The sequence below is a fragment of the Thalassovita gelatinovora genome (assembly GCF_001458355.1).
Lineage (GTDB): Bacteria > Pseudomonadota > Alphaproteobacteria > Rhodobacterales > Rhodobacteraceae > Thalassobius > Thalassobius gelatinovorus.
Map to the genome: position 1 here is coordinate 19515 of NZ_CYSA01000015.1, position 24907 is coordinate 44421.

Sequence of the window (24907 nt, forward strand, 5' to 3'; positions counted from 1 at the left end):
CCTGTGGTCAGAACCGAAAAGGCCCCTGCAAGCAGGGGCCTTCGTGAACAATAGTGGCACTTATTCGGCCCAGTCCCACGGCCGGGTAAAGGCCCCCAGAACATGACCGACCTCGTCGTCATGCACCACACCGGTGCGTTCGACCCGTGCCACCAACCCGCGCTTCTTGTCGTCGAATACCTCGATCACCTTGGCGTTCAGCTTAGCTTCGTCCAGGGCCGCGTTGTAAACCCGGGTGATCGCACGTTTACGCAGATCGGGTTTGAACACTTTGCCGACGGCAGTTTTAGGCAATTCATCCAACACTTCGACGAATTTGGGTATCGCAGCGCGTTCATGCACGTGAACCTTGCAATGTTTCATCAGTTCTTCGCTGGTCACGCTGGCCCCTGCGACCAGTTCAACATAGGCGCAAGGCACTTCACCGGCATGGGCATCAGGCTGTCCGATCGCCCCGGCGAAAGCGACGTCGTGATGCACCAGCAGCGCTTCTTCGATCTCGGCCGGGTCGATATTGTGACCGCCACGAATGATCAGATCCTTGGCCCGCCCGGTAATCCAGATGTAATTGTCAGGATCGATCCGACCCAGATCGCCGGTGCGCAGATATTTGTCATAATGATATAGCTGCTTGTTCTTTTCCGCCTCGGTATAGGTATTTCCGGACCAGACGCCGGGGTTCGAGATGCAGATTTCGCCCACTTCGTCGGCAGCGCATTCAACCGGTTCGCCATTCACGTCCTTGAAAATACGGACATCGCTGTAGGGGAAGCGAATACCGACCGATCCGATCTTTTTCTCGCCACCGACCGGATTACACGACACAAGGCAGGTCGCCTCGGTCAAGCCATAGCCTTCGATGATCGTCACGCCGCTGGCTTTTTCAAAGCGGTTGAACAATTCCTGCGGCAACGGCGCGGACCCTGAAAAGGATGTTTTCACCGAAGACACATCGGCATCAACCGGGCGCTGCATCAGCGCCGAAATCGCCGTCGGCACGGTGATGATAAAGGTGATTTTCCAGCGTTCGATCAATTTCCAGAAATTATCGAACACGCCTTCGCCGCGATACCCGGCCGGTGTCGGGAAAACCACATGCGCACCGGACGTAACCACCGCCATCAGGATCACATGACAGGCGAAAACGTGGAACAGCGGCAACGGACAGATCACGTTGTCTTCGGATGTATAAAGCAGCGTTCCGCCCAGCCAACCGTTATAGATGATACCGGAATAGCGGTGCTGCGCCACTTTCGGCATGCCGGTGGTGCCGCCGGTATGGAAATAAGCTGCCACCCGGTCCCCGGTTGAATCGGCAAAAGCCAGCGATCGGGGATATTTCTTCATCGTCTTGTTGAAATCAAGAACATCCGCATGATGCTTGCCACCCTCGCTTTTGGGCCGCACCAACGGCACGATCCAGCTTTTCGGCGGGGTCAGATAACGGTTCAGATCAATTTCCAGAACCGTATGTACACCCGGCGCGTGGCGCACCGCTTCGGCGGTTTTCTGTGACACGTCGGATTTGGGGAAGGATTTCAGCGTAACAACAACCTTGGCGTCGGTTTCACGCAAAATCGCGCCGATCTGTTCGGGTTCCAGCAGCGGATTGATCGGGTTGACGATCCCGGCGATGGCGCCCCCTAGGATGGTCAGGACGGTTTCGTTGCAATTGGGCAGGATGCAGGCCACCACATCGGTTTCACCGATGCCCAGATCGCGGAACATGTTGGCCGTCTGGCAAGTGCGGGCATGCAATTCCGTCCAGCTCAGCGTTTCGGCCGGGTCCTTGGGGCCGCTCTGCAATTGAAAAGTGACCGCATTTCGTTTGCCATGCGCGTCTTTTGTGCGGGTCAGCAACTGATACAGCGTTTTGGGGACATCGCGGTCTTCCCAAGACATTTCCTGTTCGATGGCGATGGTATCTGCAATGGACGCAAACTGCATCTTGTTCTCCTCCCTCAATCGGCCTGCGCGGCCGTTATCCCCTAGCGCGCAATGTGAAAGGGTTTGTCGCGACAAACAAGACTGCGAAGCGCCCCTTTGCGCAACGTCAAAACACGAAAAAGGGCGCAAGATGCGCCCTTTTGCCTAAGTTTTCGGGTGACTTAAGGTCAAATCAGACTTCGGCCAGCGCCCCGTCGGTAAACTGCAACCGCGCCAACCGGGCGTAAAGCCCGCCTTCGGCAACCAGTTCATCATGGGTGCCCTGCGCCACGATCTGACCATCCTCCATTACAACGATCCGGTCCGCTTTCTTCACCGTCGCCAAACGGTGCGCCACGATGATCGTGGTGCGGGTTTTCGACAATTCGTCTACCGCTGCCTGTACCGCGCGTTCGCTTTCGGCGTCCAATGCGCTGGTGGCTTCATCCAGCAGCAGAACCGGCGCATCGCGCAGGATCGCGCGGGCGATGGCAATCCGCTGTTTCTGTCCACCCGACAGCATCACGCCGCGTTCACCGACCTGCGAATCGTACCCTTCGGGCAGCTTCACGATGAACTCATGCGCGGCGGCGGCTTGCGCGGCCGCCTCGACCTCGGCGTCGCTGGCATCGGGGCGGCCAAAGCGGATGTTTTCGCGCGCCGTAGTGGCGAAGATTACCGGGTCTTGCGGCACCAGAGCCAGATGTTTGCGGAATTCTCCGCGTGTCATATCCTTCAAATCTGTCCCGTCCAGCTCGATCCGGCCCGATTGCGGGTCATAGAACCGCAGGATGGTCTGAATGATCGTAGTCTTGCCTGCCCCCGAAGGCCCGACCAGAGCCACGGTTTCGCCCGCACGGATATCCAAATCGATCGCATCCAGCGCCGACACATCCGGGCGCGAAGGATAGCGGAAAGAAACCTTGTCGAACCGGATATGGCCGGTCACCGGGGCAGGCACCGGTACAGGTGCCGCCGCATCTTCAACACTGTCCTTGGCGTGCAGCAGTTCGACAAGACGTTCCGTCGCGCCCGCCGCGCGCTGCAATTCGCCCCAAACTTCGGACAGCGCCGCAACCGACCCGGCTACCATCACCGAATAGATCACGAATTGAACCAATGCGCCGGCACTCATCGTGCCCGACCGCACATCGTTGGCACCGATCCACAGCACACCAACCACCCCGGCGAAGACAAGGAAGATAACGATCACGGTCATCACCGCGCGGGTGGCGATCCGGCGGCGGGCAGAAACATAGCTGGCTTCGGTCACATGGGCGAAATCACGTTGTGCGCCGTGTTCATTGGTAAAGGCCTGAACCGTCTGCACGCTCAACAGAGCCTCGGAGGCATTGCCGGAGCTTTCCGCGATCCAGTCCTGATTTTCCCGGCTGAGCTTGCGCAACCTGCGCCCCAGCGTCAGGATCGGCACGATCACCAGCGGCACGATCAGCAACACCAGACCGGTCAGCTTGGCCGAAGTGAACAACATCAGTGCCATGCCGCCAACCACGATCAGCACGTTGCGCAGCGCCACCGAAATCGACGACCCGATCACCGACAGGATCAGCGTGGTGTCGGTGGTGATCCGGCTCAGTACCTCGCCGGTCATGATGTTTTCGAAAAACGCCGGGCTCATCCGGATGATGCGGTTGAACACCGCCTTGCGGATATCGGCCACCACCCGTTCGCCCAGCAGCGTCACCAGTGAATAGCGCAGTCCGGTGCCCAGTGCCAACAACGCCGCAAGCGCCAGCGCCGCGCCGAAATACTGATCCAGCAATGCGCCATCTGCACCATTGAAATTATCCACGACCCGGCGCACCGCCAAGGGCAGGGTCAGCGATACGCTGGCGGTCAGAGTCAACGCCAGAATAGCGCCGAAAACCATCCACTTATAAGGGCTTAAAAACGGCCAAAGATCGCTCAAAGCACCTACATGTTTGGATTTCTCGCGATCCTCATTGACCGTGGTCGGGGTCCGGGCCATCGACGTTCCTTTCCTGTCCTGCGCCGCCGGGTTTATGCGACACGGCCCGCGCGGGCAAGCGGCCCGACTGTCGCGGGTCCGACATCGAACCATAAATTTTTACAGTCGAATTTACGGCCAAAGCAACAATTAGCTGTATTTTTTGCCGTAAAATTATAGGAATCATTATTTTTTCTTGTGCTATTACGAATTAGCCATATTTATTACTGACTCATATTTGAATTCCGGGACCTTTTCTCATGCTCGACAGTACCGACCGAAAAATCTGTGCTTTGCTGCAAAACAACGCCCGCGCATCCAGTACAGAGGTGGCACAGGCGGTGGCGCTGTCAGTTTCGGCAGCCAATGAACGGATCCGCCGATTGGCCACGACCGGGGCGATTGCCGGTTGGCGTGCGGTGCTGGCACCGGATCAGTTTGACGCCAATCTTTGCGCCTTTGCGTTGATCGACTTGGATTATGACGGTGAAGCCGAAGCCGTCGCGGCGCTTTGCGCCCGCGACGAGGTGCAGGAACTGCATCACATCAGCGGTCCGCATTCCTATCTGATGAAGCTGCGACTGGCCGACACCAAAGCGCTGAATGACTTTCTCAATAATGTAGTGAAACCGCTGCCTGCCGTATCGCGGACCGAAACGATCATTACGCTCGACACCGCCAAGGAAACCTCGGCCATTGCGATATCAGAGGGTGCAAATGATTGACGTGTTTCTCAAGGGCCTTGGTGTCGGAGTGGCGATTGCCGCCCCAGTCGGCCCGATCGGATTGCTGTGTATCCGCCGCAGCGTTGCTCAGGGCCGTGCTGCGGGTTTGGCCACCGGTTTTGGTGCAGCGGCGGCGGATGGCACTTATGGGCTGCTGGTGGCTGCCGGTATTTCTGCGTCCGGCCTGCTGACCCGCTACAGCACACAGATGCAATTATTCGGCGGGGTGTTGATCGCCTGCTTGGGTCTGTTGACTCTGCGTGGCTTTTTCACCGCCCGTCCGGCAGAAATCTCTGGCCCGCCCGCCACATCAATCCTCGGCGCCTTTGGCACGACCTATCTGCTGACGCTATTGAACCCGGCGACGGTTCTAGCCTTTGCCGGAATGGTTGCCGGGCTTGGCGCAGCGGCGTCGGGGGCGTCGAACGCGGCCTATTGGCTGGTGATCGGGGTCTTTCTGGGGTCGGCCCTGTGGTGGCTGATCCTTGTTCATGCCGCGCTGTGGGCGCGGGCGCGAATCGCGCAGGATACTTTGCGCTGGCTTGACCTGATTGCGGGGGCGGTTCTAACCGTTTGGGGGATCGGTCTTACCTGGGGCGCAATCTGAGGGGCATGACACAACCTTTTTCGCTCCGGCTTTTGCCGCGATATCTCTGGGCCCGATTGCTTGGCCCCCATCAAAGCGGCAGACTCAATCGATTTGAATGGATTTGAAGAAAGCCCCTATTGCGACGTTGTCATTCCAATTGATATCGGGGGCATATCTCACATTGCTTTCACATCAAAAACAATGAATTAGATGGATAACTATTGGAGCGGGCGGCGGGAATCGAACCCGCGTCATTAGCTTGGAAGGCTAAGGTCTTACCATTACACAACGCCCGCTCAACAGGGTCACTTCCTATGTCATCGGCATTTTGACGTCAAGACCGCTCGCAGACAGTTTCATCTCTGTTTGATGGACCGGTGCGCCTAAAGAGCCGGGCAAACTTTCCAATCAACTGTTGCGCCGTCCCGCCGACGGGGAGTGGTTACCTAAACATGTCTGAAAATTGTCCGTTGTTTAGAATACAGACGATTGATCCACCACGCCCAAGCTTAGCGCGGTTTTTCCTCCTCCCTGGCTGCGCCGGATTGATCTCTCCCCGTACCCGACTGGCCGCGCGAGCAATCGCGCGGTCTTTTTCCGACCGCAACGGTGAAACGCAAAGACTAAAATGTTGCCGCTCATCCATCCTGCGGCATCGATTGGGTCCCGAAACGACGGCGGTATTCGCCCGCAGACAGACCCGTGATCGCCTTGAAAACCCGGGCAAAGGCCGAAGGGTCGCCATAGCCCACCTGCCAACCGATCTGCGACACCGGCAGACGACTGCGTTCGAGCAGGCCACGCGCCTTTTCCACCCTCACCTGCTGCAGATAGACTGAAGGCGACAAACCGGTCGCAACCTGAAAACGGCGCAAAAAGGTGCGCTCGCTCAGTTGTGCATGGCCGGCCATGGCTTCAACCGTCACGGCGTCGCCCGACCGCGATTCGAGCCAGGTTTGCACCTGCAGGATCGCCGCATCGCCATGCTGCCGCCGGGGCCGGAAGCTGCGGTAATTTCGCTGTTCGCGGCCCGACGGATCGATCAGCAGGTGCCGGGCCACCTGTGACACCAGATGCGGCCCGCCCCACAACCCGACCAGAAACAATCCCAGATCCAGCCACGCCATTATCCCACCCGCCGTGACGATATCGTGGTCATCGACAAGGATCCGTTCGGGGACCAGTCGCACCTCAGGGAATGTCGCGCAAAATTCTTCCTCAAGCGCCCAATGGGTTGTGGCGGGCCGGCCAGTCAACAACCCGGCATGCCCCAGCCAGAATGCCCCGGCACAGACCGAACAGACCCGGGCGCCGCGCCGGTGCTGATCCGCGACCCAATGGGTCAGCGGATGGTCGGCATCACCGCGAGCACCGTCCAGGCTGGGAGGAAAGATCACCACATCGAACAGTTTCGGTTCCGAGACCTTGATCTGAACGGCTTCGATCCGTCCCTGCCCGCCGGCATATCGGCTGGCCACCTTGAGCAGATCGCTCAGCCCATAAAGCGCGGCAGCCTGCGCACCGGGAAAGTCCACCAGCGCAACACTCAGATCGATATTTGGCGGATTTTGCATAGCATTGGTCATATACGCCAATCGTCCCCCTGATCAAGTGGGCGCATATAGCCCTCACATGATCGAGAGGAATCGAAAATGAGCAAAACCGCCCTGATCCTTGTGGATATCCAGAACGACTATTTCGCGTCCGGCACTTGGCCTGTGGCTCTGATGGACAAGGTGGCGGAAAATTCCGCCAAATTGCTGGCGCGGGCGCGCGATACCGGCATGACGGTGATCCATATCCGCCACGAAACTGCCCCCGGTGCCCCGTTTTTTCAACCCGGCTCTGAAGGGGCTGAAATCCATGACAGCGTCGCCCCGAACATCGGTGAAACGGTGGTGACAAAACACCGCCCCAATAGTTTTCACCAAACCGGGCTGCTGGACATGCTGCGCCGTGACGGGATCGAAACGCTGATCCTGTGCGGGGCGCAAAGCCAGATGTGCATCGATGCCACCACCCGGGCGGCGGTGGATCACGGTTTCAAGGTCGTGCTGCCGCATGACGCCTGTGGCGCGAAAGAAGCCACGTTCGGTGACGTTACCGTGCCGCCCGAAATGGTTCAGGCCGCCTTCATGGCACCGTTGGCGATGTCATATGCCAAGGTGGCGACGACGACAGAGGTTCTGTTGCTGATCTGACCGCAGCAATGCTGCCGCCAAGGAAAAACGCGCGCGGTCCCCCGCGCGCGTCTGTTCAATCTTGTGCCGAACCGCTTACTTCGCGACGATCCGGTCGTCCGTGTAGGGCTTGAACGGGCTGTGTTTGGCCAGATATTCGGCGGTCACATCGGCCAGGTCGGGACCGAAATCATAGACATTCATCGCATCACGGAACATCGCGTAGCCGTCGCCACCGTTGCGAACGAAGTTGTTCGATACCACGCCGTAAACCTTTGCCATGTCCAGCGGTTCGCCACCGACCATCACGTCTGAAATCCGGCTGCCTGCTGGCTGCGATTTATCGAAGGCAAATGTCATCCCCGCTACCTGCGGGAACCGCCCGGCGCCATCCTCGATCTGACTGACCCCGTTTTCCAATGCTTCAAGCATGGTTGCACCGGTGACCTGAAAGGTCGACAGCGTGTTTTGGAACGGCAGCACGGTCAGCACTTCGCCCATGGTCACAGGGCCCGCGTCGATCGAAGCGCGGATGCCGCCGCCATTCTGGATGGCGATCTGAATACCCTGTTTCTTCACCCGATCCAACATCGCATCGGCGATCAGATTGCCCATGGCGCATTCCACCGCGCGGCATTCGGTTTTCGCACCGATGATTTCGTCGGCGGTTTCGGCAACGACCTTGTTGCGGATTTCGTCCAACGGAATGGCCGCCTCGGCGATGCGCGACTTGGTCGCCTCTTCTTCGGCGACGGCGGCATCCATGATGATTGGTTCGCCGGTCGCTTCAACAATCGCACCAGCATCGTCGAAGGTGACGTTCAATTCGCCCAGAAACTTGCCATAGGCATAGGCCGACACAATGGCGGTATTACCGACCATGGTCGGGTACGGGCCTTCGGCGCGGTCCGAGGTGTTGGATAGCAAGGTGTTGGTATGACCGCCGACGATCACGTCGACACCGGTGGTTTCGGCGGCGACCTTCTTGTCGACATTATATCCAGAATGCGACAGCACTATGATCTTGTTGATGCCCATTTCGGTCAGCTTGTCGACCTCGTCCTGCACCGCGTCGACCGGATCGGTGAAGACGATGTTGGCGCCAGGGCTGGACAGTTCGGGAGTGTCGTGCGGGGTCAGGCCGATCAGGCCCAGCTTTTCGCCGCCACGTTCGATCACCGTGGATTTGGCCAGCTTACCAGCCAGCATGTCTTCTCCCGACACATCGGCATTGGACATCAGCACCGGGAAATCAACCGCATCCATGAAGCCGCGCAGAACTTCGGGGCCATCGTCGAATTCATGGTTGCCCACGGTCATCGCATCATAGCGCATCTTGTTCATCATCTCAGCCGCCAGCTTACCCTTGTAATAGGTGTAAAACAGGGTGCCCTGAAACTGGTCGCCACCATCGACAAGGATTGAATTGTTGGTCCGCGCCCGGGCCGAGTCGATCGCGGTCACCAAACGGGCCGAGCCGCCGAAACACTTACCTTCGGTATTGTCTTCTGACGAACAGCCCGAGTCATATTTTGAAATCGGTTCGAACCGGGCATGAAAATCATTGGTATGAAGAATGGTCAGCGCATAATCGGCGCTGGCTGCCCCTGCGGACAAAGCGACAGCGGCTGTGGTTGTGAAGATTTTTCTGAGCATGATCTGCCCCCCAAATTGGACTGATGATAAATACCCTGCAAAGCTTTGGTCAAAGAGTCAAAGCTATGATTCCAATCCTCCTTACTTGCCCGACGTCAACCACAGGTTACGCGGAATGAAGAGCCAGACCGTTCAGGGGCAACGATAGCCATACAAACCAACCCGAAAGCCACATGTTTTCGATTTTGATTGGCCCTGCCAGCGCTCTTGTCGTCCTCAGCCCGCAGCGCTATCTATTTCAATCAACGGCCCCGCTTTTCCGGGTCTTCAAGAGACAAGGCAAACCGTATGATCAGAACGATTGCCCACCTGATTTTCGCGGTCGTTATTGCGACCCTGCCGCAGACCCCCTCCGCCCAAGAGGTCCAATTCGGCGCCAACCTGCGATCATTGGATTTTGCCAAGGTGTTTGACACCGCAGCATCGCCCGAACGGATGAAACGCTGGGATGCGCTTTATGCCACAGGCGTCACCGATCTGGTCATTTCACAGGCCTTGGTTTCCCCCTACTCCCCGGCCCGGACCGCCCGCAAATCCGGCACCTATCTGTCCGACATGGATCTGGAAAACCTGTCTGGCGTATTGAGTGACGGGGGCAATCGGGATTTCGAACTGACCTATGTCAGCGGATACGGGCTTTCGAACGACGCCTGCGCGTCAAGCCCTGACCCGACCGAAGTGGGGAAAAACGCCGCCAACTGGGAATACAAAAACATCGTTTCCCGGCTACTGGATAAGGGCATCCCGATCCACGCGGTGAATGTCGACGGCCCCTTCCTGAGGGTCATTGCAGGATCAACCAAGGGGTTCAGCTGCGGTTTGGGGCGTCATGGCGGGTTCAACGCGGCCCAAAGTGCCCGGATCGTCATTGTCTACATGAAGCAACTGCGCAATCTGATCAACCTGCACCCGGCCAACCACGGTGTGGATGTCCAGATAGCGCTGCTGATCAATCTTCCGAACTGGGCAATCGCGGGCGATCCCGCGATTCCATCGGCGGGGCTGACCGGTGATCTGGTCCATGATGTTCTGGTCAAATTCGGTGCTGAACTGCGCGCGGACGCCACATCGGTCAAACCCTTGGTCGTGGACGGGGTGGTCTTTGATTATCCTTACACTCTGGTGACTGCGAACGAACCGGTCTTCAAGCGTAAAACCATGCATGTCCTGAACCGGCTCAAGACCTTTCCACCTCACGCCATAAATCCGGTTTTGACCTTCATCACAAACACCGCCTATCGCCATCCCCAAAGCATCCTACAGGGGGATTTGCAGGGCACTGCGCCATGCGTTTGGCAGACCAACAAGATCATATCGATCAAGCAGATTCCCTACCTGCCCTACGAAGGCAAAAACGGGGCTACAATGCCGTCGAGCTGCGTCGACGAACAGCAAGCGGTCGATCAGGGATATTGGAACGATTCCTTCGAATATGCCGATCGGTTGCGCCGGCCGTACACCGACCCCTCGAGCCTGCGCGCCCGCGATATGCAGGACAGCGATATCCGCGCGACGATGTTCCTGTCCTGGTTCGCTACCCCCGTCAGCACGCTTTCCTCGATCGAAAGGACCATCGGTTATGTTGACAGGTTGCATCCGAACTGATCCGGTCCCAGACACAAGCCCCTTGACCAAATGTCCGTCACGCGGCATCTCCCCGTCATGCTGATATTCAAGATTTTCCGTGCCGAAGAATGGCAATCACTGGTCGAAAACGGTGCAACCGATGGCGCACCCATCGATATTGCCGACGGGTTCGTTCATTTTTCCACCGCCGAACAAGTGGCCGAAACCGCTGCGAAGCATTTCGAAGCCGAAAACGGGCTGGTGCTGCTGGCGTTGGAAAGCGAAGCTTTGGGCGAAGACCTGCATTGGGACGTGTCGCGCGGCGACGCACTGTTCCCGCATCTTTACCGGCAATTGCGATTTGACGACGTGCTGTGGTCGAAACCATTGCCGTTTGTCGATGGCGAACATCTGTTCCCCGAGGGGGTGCTATGAAACTGATCGAAAAGCTAGGCCTGACGGCGATGCACCGGATCGACCCGGAAACCGCCCACGGGCTGGCGATCAAGGCGCTGCAGTTGGGGGCAGTACCGCTGTCGGGTCTGGTCACTTCGCCCCGGCTGCGCACCCAAGTGGCGGGGTTGAATATGGCCAACCCGGTCGGGATCGCCGCCGGGTTCGACAAGAACGCCAGCGTTTTACTGCCGCTGTCGCGGGCTGGTTTCGGTTTCGTCGAGGTTGGCGCCGCAACCCCGCGCCCGCAGCCGGGCAATCCAAAACCGCGACTGTTCCGGCTGACGCAAGACCGCGCCGCGATCAACCGGTTCGGGTTCAACAATGACGGGATGGAAGAGATCAGCGCACGGTTGTCGAAACGGCCGCGCGACATGGTTCTGGGGCTGAACCTTGGCGCCAATAAAGACAGCGAAGACCGGGCCGGCGATTTCGCCCGGGTGTTACGTCATTGCGGGGCGCATCTGGATTTCGCCACCGTCAACGTGTCGTCGCCCAATACCGAAAAGCTGCGCGATTTGCAGGGGGCTGCCGCCCTGACCGGGTTACTGACCGGGGTGATTGCCGCGCGCAACGCGCTTGACCGGCCGATCCCGGTTTTCCTAAAAATCGCTCCAGATCTGACCACGACGGAAATCGGCGATATTGCCGAAGTGGCTTTGTCCACCGGCATCGACGCGGTGATCGCCACCAATACAACATTGTCGCGCGACGGGCTGCACGGCCCGCACGCGTCCGAGGCGGGCGGGCTGTCCGGGGCACCGTTGTTCGACAAATCCACCCGCGTGTTGGCGCAGTTGTCAAAACGGCTTGACGGGCGGCTGCCGTTGATCGGTGTCGGCGGCATTTCCAGCACCGAAGACGCCTATGCCAAGATCCGCGCCGGGGCGTCGGCGGTCCAGCTATATACCGCGCTGATCTATCAAGGTTTCAGTCTGGGGGCCGAGATTGCCCGTGGCCTTGACCGGCTGCTGGAGCGTGACGGGTTTTCCAACGTGGCCGAGGCCGTGGCAACAAAAAGGGAAGACTGGCTATGATCACGATCTGGCACAATCCGCGTTGTTCGAAATCGCGCCAGACACTGGCGCTGATCGAAGAACGCGATATCACCATCCGCAAATACCTTGAAGACGCGCCAAGTGCGGATGAAATCCGCGCGGCGCGCGACGCCTTGGGTGTCGCAGCGATCGAAATGATGCGGACAAAGGAAAACCTGTTCAAGGAACTTGGCCTATCGAAGACCGACGCCGATGAGGTACTGATCGCAGCGATGGCGGACAACCCCGTCCTGATCGAACGGCCGATCGTTTTCAGCGACACCAAAGCCGCCATCGGCCGCCCGCCCGAAGCGGTATTGGATATCCTGCCCATCTGACACGTAGCCTGCCAAAAACGAGGCCTATTGCTGAATTTTCCACAGCTTATCCACAGGCCCTACGATGTGGACAAGATGGAATTATCCATAATTCACAGCATATTGCTGCTAGCGAATGCCTGCACGCCGTTCCAGCCCGGGATAGCGCAAGGCCAAAGTCACGCCACGGGCGATAAAGGATATCAACAGCGCCATCCACAAGCCGTGATTGCCAAACATCGGCAGCAAAGCGACCAGCGCAACAAGGTAAATCCCGAAGCTGACCACCATCATGTTGCGCATATCGCGGCCGCCGGTCGCCCCGATGAATATGCCGTCGAACATCCACGCCGCGACACCTGCCAGCGGTGCCAGAACCATGTAAATCAGATATATCCGCGCCTCGGATCGCACTGCATCGGACGTAGTCATGATGTCGATGATCATCCCGCCGAAAACCGCAAACAGCAGTGCCATCGCCAACACGATCACGATGGCCCAGCCCCCTGTCAGCAGGGCGGCGCGGCGCAGGTTTCGGCCGTCCCTCGCCCCCATATACTGCCCCACCAAGGCTTCGGCGGCAAAGGCGAACCCGTCCATGCCATAGGACGTGATATACAGGAACTGCAGCAAAACTTGGTTCGCCGCCAAAGTCACATCCCCGAAACGGGCCCCCAACAGCAGAAAGGACACGAAGACGACCTGCAACAGCAGCGACCGGATCAGAATATTGGAATTGAGCGCCATCATGTGACGCAGTCTTTCGCGGTCGAACACCCGCGGCCAGTCGCGCCAGGCCGGAACCGCAAAGGCATCCCGGCACAGCCACAGACCCAAGGCAACGGCGCTCCATTCCGACAGGAAGGTGGCCCAGGCCACCCCGGTCACGCCCCAGCCCAGCCCCAGAACGAACCACAGATCCAGCACGATGTTCAGCCCGTTCATCCAGAATTGGATCAGAAACATGCCGCGTGTGCGTTCCTGCGCGATCAACCAGCCGGTCAACCCGTAGATCGAAATCGCCGCCGGAGCACTGAAGACCCGGATCTGCATATAGTCCCGCGCCAGGGATTCGACCTCGGGCGTGGCGGGCGATACCCAGAAGGCGACGGAAAAAATCGGCATTTGCAGCAGGATGATCGCCATCCCTGCCCCCCCAGCGATCAATAGCGCCCGGGTCAGCAGCGCCGCCACTTCGCCGGTTTGCCCCGCACCATGCGCCTGACTGACCAAACCGGTCGTGCCCATGCGCAGGAACCCGAACATCCAGTAAATCGCGGTCAGCATGATCGCGCCGACCCCCACCGCAGCGATGGGTGCGGCTAGTCCCATCTGGCCCACAACGCCGGTATCCACCGCGCCCAGCAACGGCACGGTTGCATTCGACAAAACGACAGGCAGGGCGATTTTCAGCACCCTGCGATGCGTCACCGGGGCGGCAGCCAATCGCTTATTCCCCGGGTTGAGGCATCAAGAAATGCCCGGTGGCTTGGGCAAAGGGGCGTTGCCGGTTGTCCTGCCAGGCTTCGACATGGACGCTGGCATAGCGGCGACCGGACCGGTTCACCTGTGCCCGTGCATAGGCGTCGCGCGGCAGGCCCGAGCGTAGGTAATCCACGGTGAAATCGATGGTTTTGGGTAATGCGGGTAAATTCCCCCCCACCAACGCTTCGGCGTCGATTTCGCCGCTTTCGATCTTTTCCCAAAGAATTGACCAACTCAGCCCGATGATTGAGGTCACCTCGAGAAAGGCCGCCGTCGCGCCGCCGTGGATCGCTTGCAACAGCGGGTTGCCGATCAGCATTTCCTTGAACGGCATAACGGCGGTCAATTCATCGCCGCGTCGGTCGAATTCGATACCCAAGAATTGAATATAGGGCACGCCGTGGACCAGCGCATTGAGCGCGGCATCGCGGCGTTGCTTGACCACTTGCATCGGTTCTGGCGGTTTACGGCCCATCAGTTGCCCCCCACGGTAAAGGTTCCGGTGGCTGTTGCCACCGGATGTTCATCACTATCATCCAGCGCCTCGGCCCGCACAAAGGCGACCGACCGTGTCATCCGATAGCAGGTGGCGCGGGTGCGGATGGTTTGACCCGGTGTTGCCGGGCGCATGTAGTCGATGCGCAGATCTATGGTTGCGGTGTGGCCCTTCATCTTTGGATGGCTCATCACTGCCGCGCCACAGGTGGTATCGAGCAGCGCAAAAACCGCACCGCCATGGATGACCTTGGTCTGCGGGTCGCCGATAAAACGGGCGTCATAGGGCATCTGCATCGCGGCGAACCCTTCGTTCACCTCTGTATATTGCATCCCCAATTCGTTGGCATGAGGAATCGCAGCAATGAACTGCTGGGCCATTTTCATCTGATCGACCGCCATCAAAGACTCCTGATTTTTCACGTAACGTTTATGGGCTTCATTCGAATGAAATCGCAAGAGCACCTGTTGCCCTCGCCCGCGCTTGATCCTAACTTGCGCGGCAAGGGAGCTAAGAAATGTCCGAAACACGCCTGTCATTCAAAGAAATGTGCGCCAAGTTCGATGTGACGCCGCGTACCTTGCGTTACTACGAATATATCGAACTGCTGCAGCCGGAACGTGAAGGCCGGTCGCGATATTACGGGCCGCGCGAAGTGGCGAGGATGACATTGGTACTTCGGGGACGCCGTTGGGGATATTCATTGGAAGGAATTCGCCAGTGGCTGCAAATCTACGACAAGGAAGGCACCAAGGCGCAGATGGAAGCATGGGTCAAAAGCGCAACCCGTCAGCTGTCCGAGTTGGAAGAGCAACGCCGCCAACTGGATGAAGCTATCGATGAGCTAAGCCATTCCCGCGAAGAAACCGAAAATGCCCTGAAGTCCATATGACTTAGATCAAATCGACATTCAGACAGAGGCGGGATTTCCCGTCTCTTTTTGCGTTTTAGGGCCCTTCCCCGTCCGTCCCCAGGCACGGAAATTGGGTCAGCCTCCAGATTACCTTGATTGATCTTACGTCACCCTATAAAGTGACGCAGCGTCCCACTTACGTAAACGTCAATCCCTGTTGTAACCAAGGGTCACGGGTCGCATCCTTGGTCTGCTGACGACATTCGCGAGCGAAAAAATGACCGAAAAAACGATGACGATCCGAGAAATGTGTGATGCGTACGAGGTCACCCCGCGCACCTTGCGCTTCTATGAAGCCAAGGAACTGCTGTTCCCGATCCGCGAGGGTCAGAAACGGCTGTTCACCAAACGGGACCGGGCACGCCTGAAACTGATTTTACGGGGCAAGCGGTTTGGCTTCAGCCTCGAAGAGATCCGGCAGCTTCTGGATCTTTACAATATGGGGGATGCCCAGCTGACCCAGCTGAGCCGAACCTATGAAATTGCGCAGGATCGTCTGCGCGACATGGAAGCGCAGCGCGATGAGCTGAATGAAGCCATCGACGAGCTGAAGGAACAGATGAAGTGGGGGGCCGAAATGGTCGCATCACTTCAGACCAAGAAGAAAGCCGCCGAGTGATCGCGGCCTGAAAGGGAGAGAAACATGCCCAGCTATACCGCCCCCACCAAGGATATGCAGTTCGTGCTGCACGATCTTCTGAAGATCAGCCAGTCGGACATTCCCGGCTACAGCGATCTTGATGCCGATTTCACCTCGGCCGTACTAGAGGAAGCTGGCAAGATCACTTCCGAAGTTCTGGCCCCGCTGAACATGGTTGGCGACACCGAAGGCTGTGCGCTGGAAAATGGTGTGGTACGTGTTCCGACCGGGTTCCAGGAAGCGTTCGACCAAGTCCGCGAAGGCGGCTGGACCGGGCTCGACATGCCCGAGGAATTCGGCGGTCAGGGCCTGCCATATGTGATGGGCACGGCGATGGGCGAAATGTTCAGCTCGGCCAACCAGGCATTTACCATGTATCAGGGCCTGACCCATGGTGCGGCCTCGGCCATCTTGGCGCATGGTAGCGACGATCAGAAAACCACCTATCTGCCGAAAATGGTCAGCTGTGAATGGACCGGCACCATGAACCTGACGGAACCGCAATGCGGCACCGATCTGGGTCTGATGCGCACCAAGGCTGTGCCGCAGGATGATGGCAGCTATAAACTTTCGGGGCAGAAGATCTTCATCTCGGCCGGCGAACATGAAATGTCGTCCAACATCATTCATTTGGTTCTGGCCAAGATCCCCGGCGGCCCCGACGGGATCAAGGGCGTATCGTTGTTCATCGTGCCCAAGTTCATCGTCACCGAAGACGGCGCTCCCGGCGCACGCAACGGTGTCAGCTGTGGCAAGATCGAAGAAAAGATGGGCATCCACGGCAATTCCACCTGCGTCATGAATTATGACGATGCGACTGGCTATCTTCTGGGTGAGGAACACAAGGGCATGCGCGCCATGTTCACCATGATGAACGAAGCCCGCATCGGTGTCGGCATGCAGGGGCTTGCGCAGGCCGAAGCGGCCTATCAGAACGCGCTGATCTATGCCAAGGATCGGCTACAGGGCCGCGACGTGACTGGGGTGAAAAATCCCGAGGGCCCCGCTGACCCGCTGATCGTGCATCCCGATATCCGCCGCAGCCTGATGGATCAGAAAAGCTTCATCGAAGGAGCACGGGCCTTCATGCTTTGGGGGGCGCAGATGATCGATCGCTCGCACCGCATGGGCGATAGGGATGCCGATGGGCTGATCAGCCTGCTGACCCCGGTGGTCAAGGGGTTCCTGACCGATGAAGGCTATCAGGCCACGGTGCAGGCGCAGCAGGTCTATGGCGGTCACGGCTATATCGAAGAAACCGGCATGTCGCAATTCACCCGCGACGCCCGCATCGCGATGATCTACGAGGGTGCCAACGGCGTTCAGGCGCTTGACCTGGTAGGTCGCAAACTGGCGCAGGACGGCGGCAAACATGTGATGGCCTTCTTCGATCTGGTGAAAAATTTCATCAAGGACAACGGCGATAACGAGGCGCTGAAAGCCGATTTCCTAGAACCGCTGAAACAGGCGTCCAAGGATTTGCAATCGGCCGGCATGTTCTTCATGCAAAACGGCATGAAGAACCCCAATGCAGCGCTGTCGGGATCTTATGACTTCATGCATCTGTTCGGTCATGTCTGTCTCGGCCTGATGTGGGCGCAGATGGCCAAGGCGGCGCAGGAAGCGCTGGACGCGGGGGCCTCGGACACCGCGTTTTATGAAACCAAGTTGGCGACAGGTCGCTATTACATGGCGCGCCGCCTGCCCGCGACGGCGATGCATCTGGCGCGTATCAACAGCGGCGCCGATCCGGTGATGGCGCTGGACGTCGATCAGTTCTAAATGCGGTAAACCCGATGGTGGGACCGGCGCGCAGGATCTGCGCGCCGGTTGCCCCCGGCAAGGAGGATCAAATGCCCAAACGCTTCCGGCTGACCCGGCGCATGCCCATCGCGATGACCGAAGACGCCTATCGGCGGCTTAAGAAATTTGCGCGAGAGGCCGGGCTAGACGAGGGCGAGGCGATTTCTTTCATCTTTGAAAATTTCGACGGCGTGATTGATCACGAAAATTTTGACCACAAGCTGCGGCTGTTCAATGCGACACTGGATGCACGCAAACGCTGAGCAAAAGGAGACTTTGGACGCCGCGCTGTTCCCCAAGCTTTAGGCAGACGAAATGTCGTGTCATTTTGAGTATTTTCAGCAAGATGAAACCGGAAGGGGTGCCCCGCCCCGCAGGCCCGCAATCGGCAAGCAGGACGGGATTTCACCTTGTACGTCCATCGGCTCTCCAACCTGTAACGCGACGTAATGCTTAATGGATTAACCTTAACGGCGCGTTATTTGGAAAGGCATAGCTTTTCATCTTGCTAAAAATACTCACACTCAAATCTGACGACATGCACATGATCGGGAGGAAACGCGCATGACAATCAAACTCTATTGCTTCGGCGAAAGCGGTAATTCCTACAAGGCGGCACTGGCATTGCAGCTCAGCGGATTGGAGTGGGAACCTGTCTTTGTCGATTTCTTCAACGGTGAAAACCGCACCCCCGAATACCGCGAAATCAACGAAATGGGCGAAGCACCGGTGATGGTCGATGGCGACCTGAAGCTTAGCCAATCGGGGGTGATCCAGCAATATGTCAGTGACACATCGGGCAAATTCGCAGGTCAAACCCCGGCAGAGAAATACGAAGTGCTGCGCTGGGTGTTTTGGGACAATCACAAGCTCAGTTCACAGGCTGGCATGACCCGGTTTTTAATGAATTTCCTGCCCGACAAACACCGCAGCCCGGATGTTATCGGGTTCAATCTGGGCCGCCTGAAAGCCGCCTATCAGATACTTGAGCAGCATCTTGAGGGCCGCGACTGGATCGTCGGCGATGGCATCACCAATGCTGACATCTCTTGTTGCGGTTACCTCTATTATCCCGAACCGTTCGGATTCGACCGCGCCGACTGGCCCAATATTGACCGCTGGCTGAACAACATCAGCAAACAGCCCGGTTGGAAACACCCATACGACTTGATGCCCGGCTCGCCAGCCGACCGGGCCTGAACCAGAGAGGAAGGCAAAATGACCGAAGCCTATATCTATGACGCTGTGCGCACCCCGCGCGGCAAGGGCCGCCCGGACGGTAGCCTGCACGAAGTCACCTCGGTGCGGATGTCCGCGACCGTTCTGAACGCGCTGAAACACCGCAACGGCTTGGACGGCCACGCGGTCGAAGACGTGATCTGGGGCAATGTCACCCAAGTGATGGAACAGGGTGCCTGCCTGGCGCGGACCGCTGTTCTGGCCTCGGACCTCGATGAATCGATCCCCGGTCTGGCGATCAACCGCTTCTGCGCCAGCGGGATGGAAGCGGTGAACCTGGCCGCCAACCAGATTAAAGGCGGTGCGGGCGATGCCTATATCGCTGGCGGCGTGGAAATGATGAGCCGTGTGCCGATGGGCAGCGACGGCGCCGCCATGGCGATCGATCCAACCGTCGCTCTGGATCAATATTTCGTACCGCAGGGCATTTCAGCCGACATCATCGCCACCGAATATGGTTTCAGCCGGGATCAGGTCGACGCGCTGGCGGTTGAATCGCAACGCCGCGCCAAGGCGGCCTGGGACGCCAACCGGTTTGAAAAATCGGTGATCCCGGTCACCGACGTAAACGGGCTGACGATCCTTGACCATGACGAATTCATCCGCCCCGGCACCGACATGCAAACTTTGGGAGCGCTGAAAGCGTCCTTCAAGGACATGGGCGAAGTGATGCCGGGCTTCGACAAGGTGGCGATGCTGAAATACCCGCATCTAGAAAAGATCAACCACATCCACCATGCTGGCAACAGTTCAGGCATCGTTGATGGCTCTGCCGGGGTTCTGGTCGGCAACGCGGAATTCGGTAAGAAATACGGGTTGAAACCGCGGGCGCGCATCCGCGCCACCGCCAAGATCGGCACCGATCCGACCATCATGCTGACCGGCCCGGTTCCAGCGACGCAGAAGATCCTTGCCGATAGCGGGCTGAGCATTTCCGACATCGACCTGTTCGAAGTGAACGAAGCCTTCGCCGCCGTCGTGCTGCGGTTCCAACAGGCGTTCGATGTCGATCCCGCGCGGGTCAACGTCAATGGCGGTTCGATCGCGATGGGTCACCCGCTGGGCGCCACCGGCGCGATCATCATTGGTACGCTCTTGGACGAACTCGAGCGGACAGACAAGGAAATGGGTCTGGCCACGCTTTGCATCGCATCCGGCATGGGTGCGGCAACCATCATCGAACGCGTGTAACCCGGGCAGGAGTGAGAGATATGACTGATTTCACCATGGAAAAGGACGCCGACGGCGTCGCCATCGTCACCTGGGACTGCCCCGGCAAATCGATGAATGTAATGAGCGGCGAAGCTCTGATCGAGTTGGGCGACCTGATCGACACCGCCCTGACTGACGACACCGTCAAGGGTATCGTCATCACCTCCGGCAAGAAAGATTTCGCCGGCGGCATGGACCTGAACGTGCTGGCCGACATGAAAACCGGGGCTGGTGACAACCCGGCACAAGGCCTGTTTGATGGCATCATGCAGATGCATGGGCTGCTGCGCAAAATCGAACTGGCGGGGATGGATTTGAAGACCAAGAAAGGTGGCAAGCCGATCGCAGCCGCCCTGCCCGGTACCGCTGTGGGCATCGGGCTAGAACTGCCGCTGTCGACCCACCGCATCTTTGCCGCCGAGAATCCCAAGGCCAAGATCGGCCTGCCGGAAATCATGGTCGGCATTTTCCCCGGTGCCGGCGGCACCACCCGTCTGGTGCGCAAGCTGGGCGCGATGGCCGCGTCACCCTTCCTGCTGCAAGGTAAACTGGTCGATCCGAAGAAAGCCAAGGGCGCGGGTATTATCGACGAAGTGGTCGCTGATCCGGTCGCCGCAGCCAAAGACTGGGTACTGAATGCCAAGGATGCCGATCTGGTCAAACCGTGGGATGCCAAGGGCTACAAGATGCCCGGTGGTGCGCCTTATCATCCGGCCGGTTTCCCGACCTTTGTCGGCGCCTCGGCGATGGTCAACGCCAATACCAATGGTGCTTTCCCGGCGGCCAAGGCGCTGCTGAGCGCGGTTTATGAAGGTGCGATGGTGCCATTTGACACCGCACTGAAGATCGAAGCGCGTTGGTTCACCCATATCCTGATGAACCCGTCGTCATCGGCGATGATCCGGTCGTTGTTCCTGAACAAGGAAGCGCTGGAAAAAGGCGCGGTGCGGCCGCAAGACATCCCCGATCAGTCAGTCAAGAAACTGGGCGTATTGGGCGCAGGCATGATGGGCGCGGGCATCGCGCTGGTCTCGGCGCAGGCGGGCATGGAAGTCGTGCTGATCGACCGCGATCAGGCCGCAGCCGACAAGGGCAAAGCCTACTCCGAGACCTATCTCGACAAGGGCATCAAGCGCGGTAAGGTCACTGCCGAGAAGAAAGAAGCGATGCTGTCTCTGATCACGGCAACCCCGGATCTGGACGCGCTGAAAGGCTGCGATCTGATCATTGAAGCAGTGTTTGAAGACCCCGGCGTCAAGGCCGAGATGACCAAGAAGGTCGAGGCGATCATCCCCGAAGATTGCATCTTTGCCTCCAACACTTCGACTCTGCCGATCACCGAGTTGGCCAAGGCTTCCAAACGGTCCGAACAGTTCATCGGCATCCACTTCTTTTCGCCGGTCGAAAAAATGCTGCTGGTCGAGATCATCAAGGGCAAGGAAACCGGGGACCGTGCCGTCGCCAAGGCGCTGGATTACGTGCGCCAGATCCGCAAGACCCCGATCGTGGTCAATGATGCGCGGTTCTTCTACTGCAACCGTTGCATCATTCCCTACATGAACGAAGCGATGCGAATGGTGACCGAGGGCGTGTCGCCGGTGCTGATCGACCATGCGGCACAGCAGCTTGGTTTCCCGGTGGGACCAATCCAGCTGACCGACGAAACCTCGATCGATCTGGGAGCCAAGATCGCCCGCGCGACCAAGCTGGCGATGGGCAACGCCTATCCCGAAAGCCCGTCCGACGATCTGATCTTCTGGATGGAAGGCGAAGGACGTCTGGGCCGCAAATCCAAGGCCGGTTTCTTCGACTATGACGAAAGCGGCAAGCGGCAGGGTTATTGGAAGGGCATGGTGGACAAATACCCGCTGACCGATCCGCAACCCGACCTGATCGAGGTCCAGGAACGTCTGATGTTCGCACAGGTGCTGGAAGCGGTGCGCGCACTGGAAGAAGGCGTTCTGATGGACATCCGCGAAGGTGATGTCGGCGCTATTCTGGCTTGGGGCTTTGCCCCATGGTCGGGCGGCCCGCTGAGCTGGATCGATATCATCGGCACGCCCTATGCCGCTGAACGCTGTGACCAGTTGACCGAAGCCTATGGCGACCGCTTTGCCTGTCCGCCGCTGCTGCGCGAAATGGCCGAGAAAGGTCAGACTTTCTATGGCCGGTTCGGCAAGGAAGACAAAGCGGCGGCCTAACGGCCCCGCCCAGTATTACCGAGTGCGCGCGTCCCTTCGGGGGCGCGCTTTTTAGTCGTCATGAAGAGAGGACGGATAACAGTGCCCTTCGGGTGTATTGTCCCGGTCGTCGTCCTTACAGCACCACCGGCGTTTTTACCGGATCGAAGCTATAGCCGAACCGTTCGATATCCTCGGCGCAAATATCGGCCAGAAACGCCGCATCGGTGTCGCTATAGTAGCTGCGGTAATCTTTCAGGCGTCTCGATTCATTGACCCGAGGCAACCGCAGCGAAAACCCCAGATGTTCGACAAGCGGTTCGACATCCTCATCGACGTTTTCCAGTCGGATATAGCTATCGCAAATCTCGTTGCCGCGTGCATCTGTCATATAAAACCGCGCCGGGGTTTCCTGAAGTGTCCGCCAGGTCAAGGGATGGCTGAGAAAACCACTGAAGGCTTCGCCTTTGGCCAGCTTCACTGCCGGGTGATCGAAGGTTTGATCCCTGAGCCAATGATAATAGCTGACCACCCGATCCCACGGGTTGCGCACCATGGCAAAGGTGAAATAGCGCTCAATCTCGTCGGCACCGACCAAGCCTTCGATATCTGTCAGGGTGGAATGTTTCCACAGCCGCCCCTTGCAATCGGAACTTTGATACTTGCGCCGACGTTTGGCCGCCTTCGGCGTGTCGCCGATCAGGATATCGTCCTTCTTCGCACGGTCTTCCAGCGCCAGCGCCATCGAAGTGCCGCCGGTTTTGGGGATATGGATAAAGATATATTGTCGACCATGCGAAATGAACATGGCGCGATGCTAGCTCAAAGGAAGCATTGCCAAAAGGCCTAGCACACGCAAGACTCAGGAAATTTTCAAGCGGAAAGAAATTTGAGAGTAAAAGCATGACACAGCAAGGCGTACCTCCCGAAGACATGCCCGAACGCATTGACGCAGTTCAGTGGCCCACATCCTATGATACCTATCACACGGCCGCAGCACCACCGCTTCAGATCAGCTATAGTTTTCAGAATGACCGCCCCGATGATTTGCGCGAAACCAGTTGGACCGATGTCGGCGGCTGGGGCACGTATACCGACGCCGAACGCGATGCGGTGCGCGCCGGCCTGAGGGAATATGAACGTGTTCTGAACGTACAATTCGTCGAAACTCTGGACGAAACCGCAGTCGACATCACCTTCTTGCGCGCCTCTTCTGGGCTATCTGGCGGGCGGGGGCGGTTTCAATACGACAGTTGGCCCAGCCTCGAATATGACGGCTTTGTCGTGTTCAACAGCAATCGCGATCTGACCCAGCCCGGTGAAAGAAACCTGATCCTGCACGAGATCGGTCATGCCTTTTCGCTGAAACATCCGGGCAATTACGATGTGAATCCACTGAATGCGCCGCCCGGGCCATATTTGCCCGAAGAGGAGGACAATTACCAATTCACATTGATGTCCTATACTCCGAACCCGGATCTTGGTCAGGAACCGGAAAGCCTGATGCTTTACGACATCGCCGCGCTGCAGGAACGGTGGGGCACCAATACGGATTATAATGCCGGGAACAATGCTTATGGCATGCGCGACGACGGCAATCTTTACGTCATCTGGGACGGTGCAGGCACCGATACCCTGACCGCCGAGGGCAGTACCACCGCAGCGGTTTTGGATCTCAGGGGCGGCCGGTTTTCGGAACTTGGCCACGCATCGGGCGGGGCACAGGCCCGGATCGCGGTCGCGTATGGCGTCGAGATCGAAAATGCGGTCGGCACGGATCGAAACGATCTGATCGAAGGCAACGATCTGGCCAATCAGATCGAAGGGCTGGATGGCAACGACACCCTGAACGGGCGCGGTGGCGATGACAGCCTGACCGGGGGAGACGGTTTGGATTCGCTGATCGGTGGCGATGGCAATGACACCATCATTGGCGGTCTAACCGATGCAGACCGCCGTGATGCCGCCTTCGGCGGAACGGGCGACGATTATATCGATGGCGGTTACGGCAATGACGAATTGCGCGGGGATGACGGTCAAGACACCTTGATCGGTGGCTTTGGCGCCGACACGGTCATCGGCGCAAACGGGGATGACAACCTGACCGCGCAAGCTTGGGGCGACCTGCTGTATGGCGGCGCGGGCAATGATTTCCTGAACGGTGGTTTCGGATACGATCAAGCCAATGGCGGCGACGGGGCCGACCGGTTCTTTCACCTTGGGATCGCCGATCACGGGTCGGACTGGATTCAGGATTACAGCGCCTCAGACGGCGATATCCTGCAATTCGGAAACACCGGGATGCGCGAACAGTTTCAGGTCAATTTTGTTGAAACCGCAGGCGCAGGTGTCGCCGGAGTAGAAGAAGCCTTTGTCATCTACCGACCTAGCGGACAAATCCTTTGGGCCTTGGTGGATGGGGCGGCGCAATCGGAAATCACGCTGTGGCTGAACGGAACCGAACACGATCTTCTGACCTGACCGACCTGAACCGAGCGGGGCCGGGACAAAAGATCGTTTG

At 58.3% G+C, this 24907-nt stretch carries 23 protein-coding genes and 1 tRNA gene; 15 read left to right on the plus strand and 9 right to left on the minus strand.

Going from position 1 to position 24907, the window contains the following annotated elements:
* Positions 1-60 precede the first annotated feature (60 nt).
* Both TG4357_RS04910 and TG4357_RS04915 read right to left on the minus strand, forming a co-directional pair.
* The gene (locus TG4357_RS04910; RefSeq protein WP_058261758.1) at positions 61-1947 is read right to left on the minus strand and encodes an acyl-CoA synthetase; all 1887 of its coding nucleotides are present in this window, start codon (positions 1945-1947) and stop codon (positions 61-63) included.
* A 172-nt stretch (positions 1948-2119) separates the two neighbouring features.
* Positions 2120-3916, minus strand: a complete 1797-nt coding sequence (locus tag TG4357_RS04915; protein ID WP_058261759.1) for an ABC transporter transmembrane domain-containing protein — start codon at positions 3914-3916, stop codon at positions 2120-2122.
* A 239-nt stretch (positions 3917-4155) separates the two neighbouring features.
* Between TG4357_RS04915 and TG4357_RS04920 the strand changes: the two genes are divergently transcribed.
* Both TG4357_RS04920 and TG4357_RS04925 read left to right on the plus strand, forming a co-directional pair.
* A complete protein-coding gene (locus TG4357_RS04920; protein WP_058261760.1) occupies positions 4156-4620 on the plus strand; it encodes an Lrp/AsnC family transcriptional regulator in 465 nt (154 codons plus the stop codon).
* Positions 4613-5227 (plus strand): LysE family transporter, encoded by a 615-nt coding sequence (locus TG4357_RS04925; RefSeq protein WP_058261761.1) that lies wholly within the window; start codon positions 4613-4615, stop codon positions 5225-5227. The genes TG4357_RS04920 and TG4357_RS04925 overlap by 8 nt, the downstream gene beginning before the upstream one ends.
* 204 nt (positions 5228-5431) lie before the next feature.
* Here TG4357_RS04925 and TG4357_RS04930 read toward each other — a convergent pair.
* Together TG4357_RS04930 and TG4357_RS04935 are read right to left on the minus strand one after the other, a co-directional pair.
* A tRNA-Gly gene (locus TG4357_RS04930) sits at positions 5432-5505 on the minus strand.
* A gap of 342 nt (positions 5506-5847) precedes the next feature.
* Positions 5848-6783 (minus strand): GlxA family transcriptional regulator, encoded by a 936-nt coding sequence (locus tag TG4357_RS04935; protein WP_074647013.1) that lies wholly within the window; start codon positions 6781-6783, stop codon positions 5848-5850.
* Positions 6784-6861: 78 nt separating this feature from the next.
* Between TG4357_RS04935 and TG4357_RS04940 the strand changes: the two genes are divergently transcribed.
* Positions 6862-7410 carry a cysteine hydrolase family protein gene (locus tag TG4357_RS04940; protein WP_058261763.1) on the plus strand — a complete coding sequence of 183 codons (549 nt, stop codon included), beginning with the start codon at positions 6862-6864 and terminating at the stop codon, positions 7408-7410.
* Positions 7411-7485: 75 nt separating this feature from the next.
* Here TG4357_RS04940 and TG4357_RS04945 read toward each other — a convergent pair whose 3' ends face one another.
* Positions 7486-9045, minus strand: a complete 1560-nt coding sequence (locus TG4357_RS04945) for a bifunctional metallophosphatase/5'-nucleotidase (protein ID WP_058261764.1) — start codon at positions 9043-9045, stop codon at positions 7486-7488.
* A 288-nt stretch (positions 9046-9333) separates the two neighbouring features.
* On the opposite strand from TG4357_RS04945, the gene TG4357_RS04950 reads away from it, so the two are divergent.
* From TG4357_RS04950 to arsC, 4 genes are read left to right on the plus strand one after another with little or no spacing between them, the layout of a single operon-like run.
* Positions 9334-10650 (plus strand): hypothetical protein, encoded by a 1317-nt coding sequence (locus tag TG4357_RS04950; protein ID WP_058261765.1) that lies wholly within the window; start codon positions 9334-9336, stop codon positions 10648-10650.
* Between the two features lie 57 nt (positions 10651-10707).
* Positions 10708-11046 carry a DUF952 domain-containing protein gene (locus tag TG4357_RS04955; protein ID WP_058261766.1) on the plus strand — a complete coding sequence of 113 codons (339 nt, stop codon included), beginning with the start codon at positions 10708-10710 and terminating at the stop codon, positions 11044-11046.
* Entirely contained in the window at positions 11043-12101 is a 1059-nt protein-coding gene (locus TG4357_RS04960) for a quinone-dependent dihydroorotate dehydrogenase (protein WP_058261767.1), read from the plus strand. Before TG4357_RS04955 ends, TG4357_RS04960 begins: the two co-directional genes overlap by 4 nt.
* The gene (gene arsC, locus TG4357_RS04965) at positions 12098-12439 is read left to right on the plus strand and encodes an arsenate reductase (glutaredoxin) (protein WP_058261768.1); all 342 of its coding nucleotides are present in this window, start codon (positions 12098-12100) and stop codon (positions 12437-12439) included. The genes TG4357_RS04960 and arsC overlap by 4 nt, the downstream gene beginning before the upstream one ends.
* Before the next feature lie 108 nt (positions 12440-12547).
* Here the strand turns inward: arsC and TG4357_RS04970 are convergent, their stop codons facing one another.
* Genes TG4357_RS04970 through TG4357_RS04980 form a run of 3 tightly spaced genes read right to left on the minus strand, consistent with a single transcriptional unit; the run spans position 12548 to position 14800 of the window.
* A complete protein-coding gene (locus tag TG4357_RS04970; RefSeq protein ID WP_058261769.1) occupies positions 12548-13864 on the minus strand; it encodes an MATE family efflux transporter in 1317 nt (438 codons plus the stop codon).
* A gap of 4 nt (positions 13865-13868) precedes the next feature.
* Positions 13869-14378 carry a PaaI family thioesterase gene (locus tag TG4357_RS04975; protein WP_058261770.1) on the minus strand — a complete coding sequence of 170 codons (510 nt, stop codon included), beginning with the start codon at positions 14376-14378 and terminating at the stop codon, positions 13869-13871.
* The gene (locus tag TG4357_RS04980; protein ID WP_058261771.1) at positions 14378-14800 is read right to left on the minus strand and encodes a PaaI family thioesterase; all 423 of its coding nucleotides are present in this window, start codon (positions 14798-14800) and stop codon (positions 14378-14380) included. Before TG4357_RS04980 ends, TG4357_RS04975 begins: the two co-directional genes overlap by 1 nt.
* A 116-nt stretch (positions 14801-14916) precedes the next feature.
* On the opposite strand from TG4357_RS04980, the gene TG4357_RS04985 reads away from it, so the two are divergent.
* The 7 genes from TG4357_RS04985 (at position 14917) to TG4357_RS05015 (ending at position 22407) form a co-directional block, all read left to right on the plus strand.
* Positions 14917-15291, plus strand: a complete 375-nt coding sequence (locus TG4357_RS04985) for a MerR family transcriptional regulator (protein ID WP_058261772.1) — start codon at positions 14917-14919, stop codon at positions 15289-15291.
* Positions 15292-15529: 238 nt separating this feature from the next.
* A complete protein-coding gene (locus tag TG4357_RS04990; RefSeq protein ID WP_058261773.1) occupies positions 15530-15931 on the plus strand; it encodes a MerR family transcriptional regulator in 402 nt (133 codons plus the stop codon).
* A gap of 24 nt (positions 15932-15955) precedes the next feature.
* Positions 15956-17734: an acyl-CoA dehydrogenase C-terminal domain-containing protein gene (locus tag TG4357_RS04995; protein ID WP_058261774.1), complete on the plus strand. Its 1779-nt coding sequence runs from the start codon at positions 15956-15958 to the stop codon at positions 17732-17734.
* Positions 17735-17805: 71 nt separating this feature from the next.
* Complete coding sequence (locus tag TG4357_RS05000; protein ID WP_058262382.1) at positions 17806-18018, plus strand: hypothetical protein; 213 nt, start codon at positions 17806-17808, stop codon at positions 18016-18018.
* Between the two features lie 301 nt (positions 18019-18319).
* The gene (locus TG4357_RS05005) at positions 18320-18955 is read left to right on the plus strand and encodes a glutathione S-transferase family protein (RefSeq protein WP_058261775.1); all 636 of its coding nucleotides are present in this window, start codon (positions 18320-18322) and stop codon (positions 18953-18955) included.
* A gap of 18 nt (positions 18956-18973) precedes the next feature.
* Positions 18974-20185: an acetyl-CoA C-acetyltransferase gene (locus TG4357_RS05010; RefSeq protein ID WP_058261776.1), complete on the plus strand. Its 1212-nt coding sequence runs from the start codon at positions 18974-18976 to the stop codon at positions 20183-20185.
* Positions 20186-20205: 20 nt separating this feature from the next.
* On the plus strand, positions 20206-22407 hold the full coding sequence (locus TG4357_RS05015; protein ID WP_058261777.1) for a 3-hydroxyacyl-CoA dehydrogenase NAD-binding domain-containing protein: 2202 nt from the start codon (positions 20206-20208) through the stop codon (positions 22405-22407).
* A gap of 115 nt (positions 22408-22522) precedes the next feature.
* On the opposite strand, the gene TG4357_RS05020 is transcribed toward TG4357_RS05015, so the two are convergent.
* Positions 22523-23194 carry a sulfotransferase family 2 domain-containing protein gene (locus TG4357_RS05020; RefSeq protein ID WP_058261778.1) on the minus strand — a complete coding sequence of 224 codons (672 nt, stop codon included), beginning with the start codon at positions 23192-23194 and terminating at the stop codon, positions 22523-22525.
* Positions 23195-23289: 95 nt separating this feature from the next.
* Here TG4357_RS05020 and TG4357_RS05025 point away from each other — a divergent pair, with 95 nt between their 5' ends.
* Positions 23290-24867, plus strand: a complete 1578-nt coding sequence (locus tag TG4357_RS05025) for a M10 family metallopeptidase C-terminal domain-containing protein (protein WP_058261779.1) — start codon at positions 23290-23292, stop codon at positions 24865-24867.
* The last annotated feature ends 40 nt before the right edge of the window (positions 24868-24907 follow it).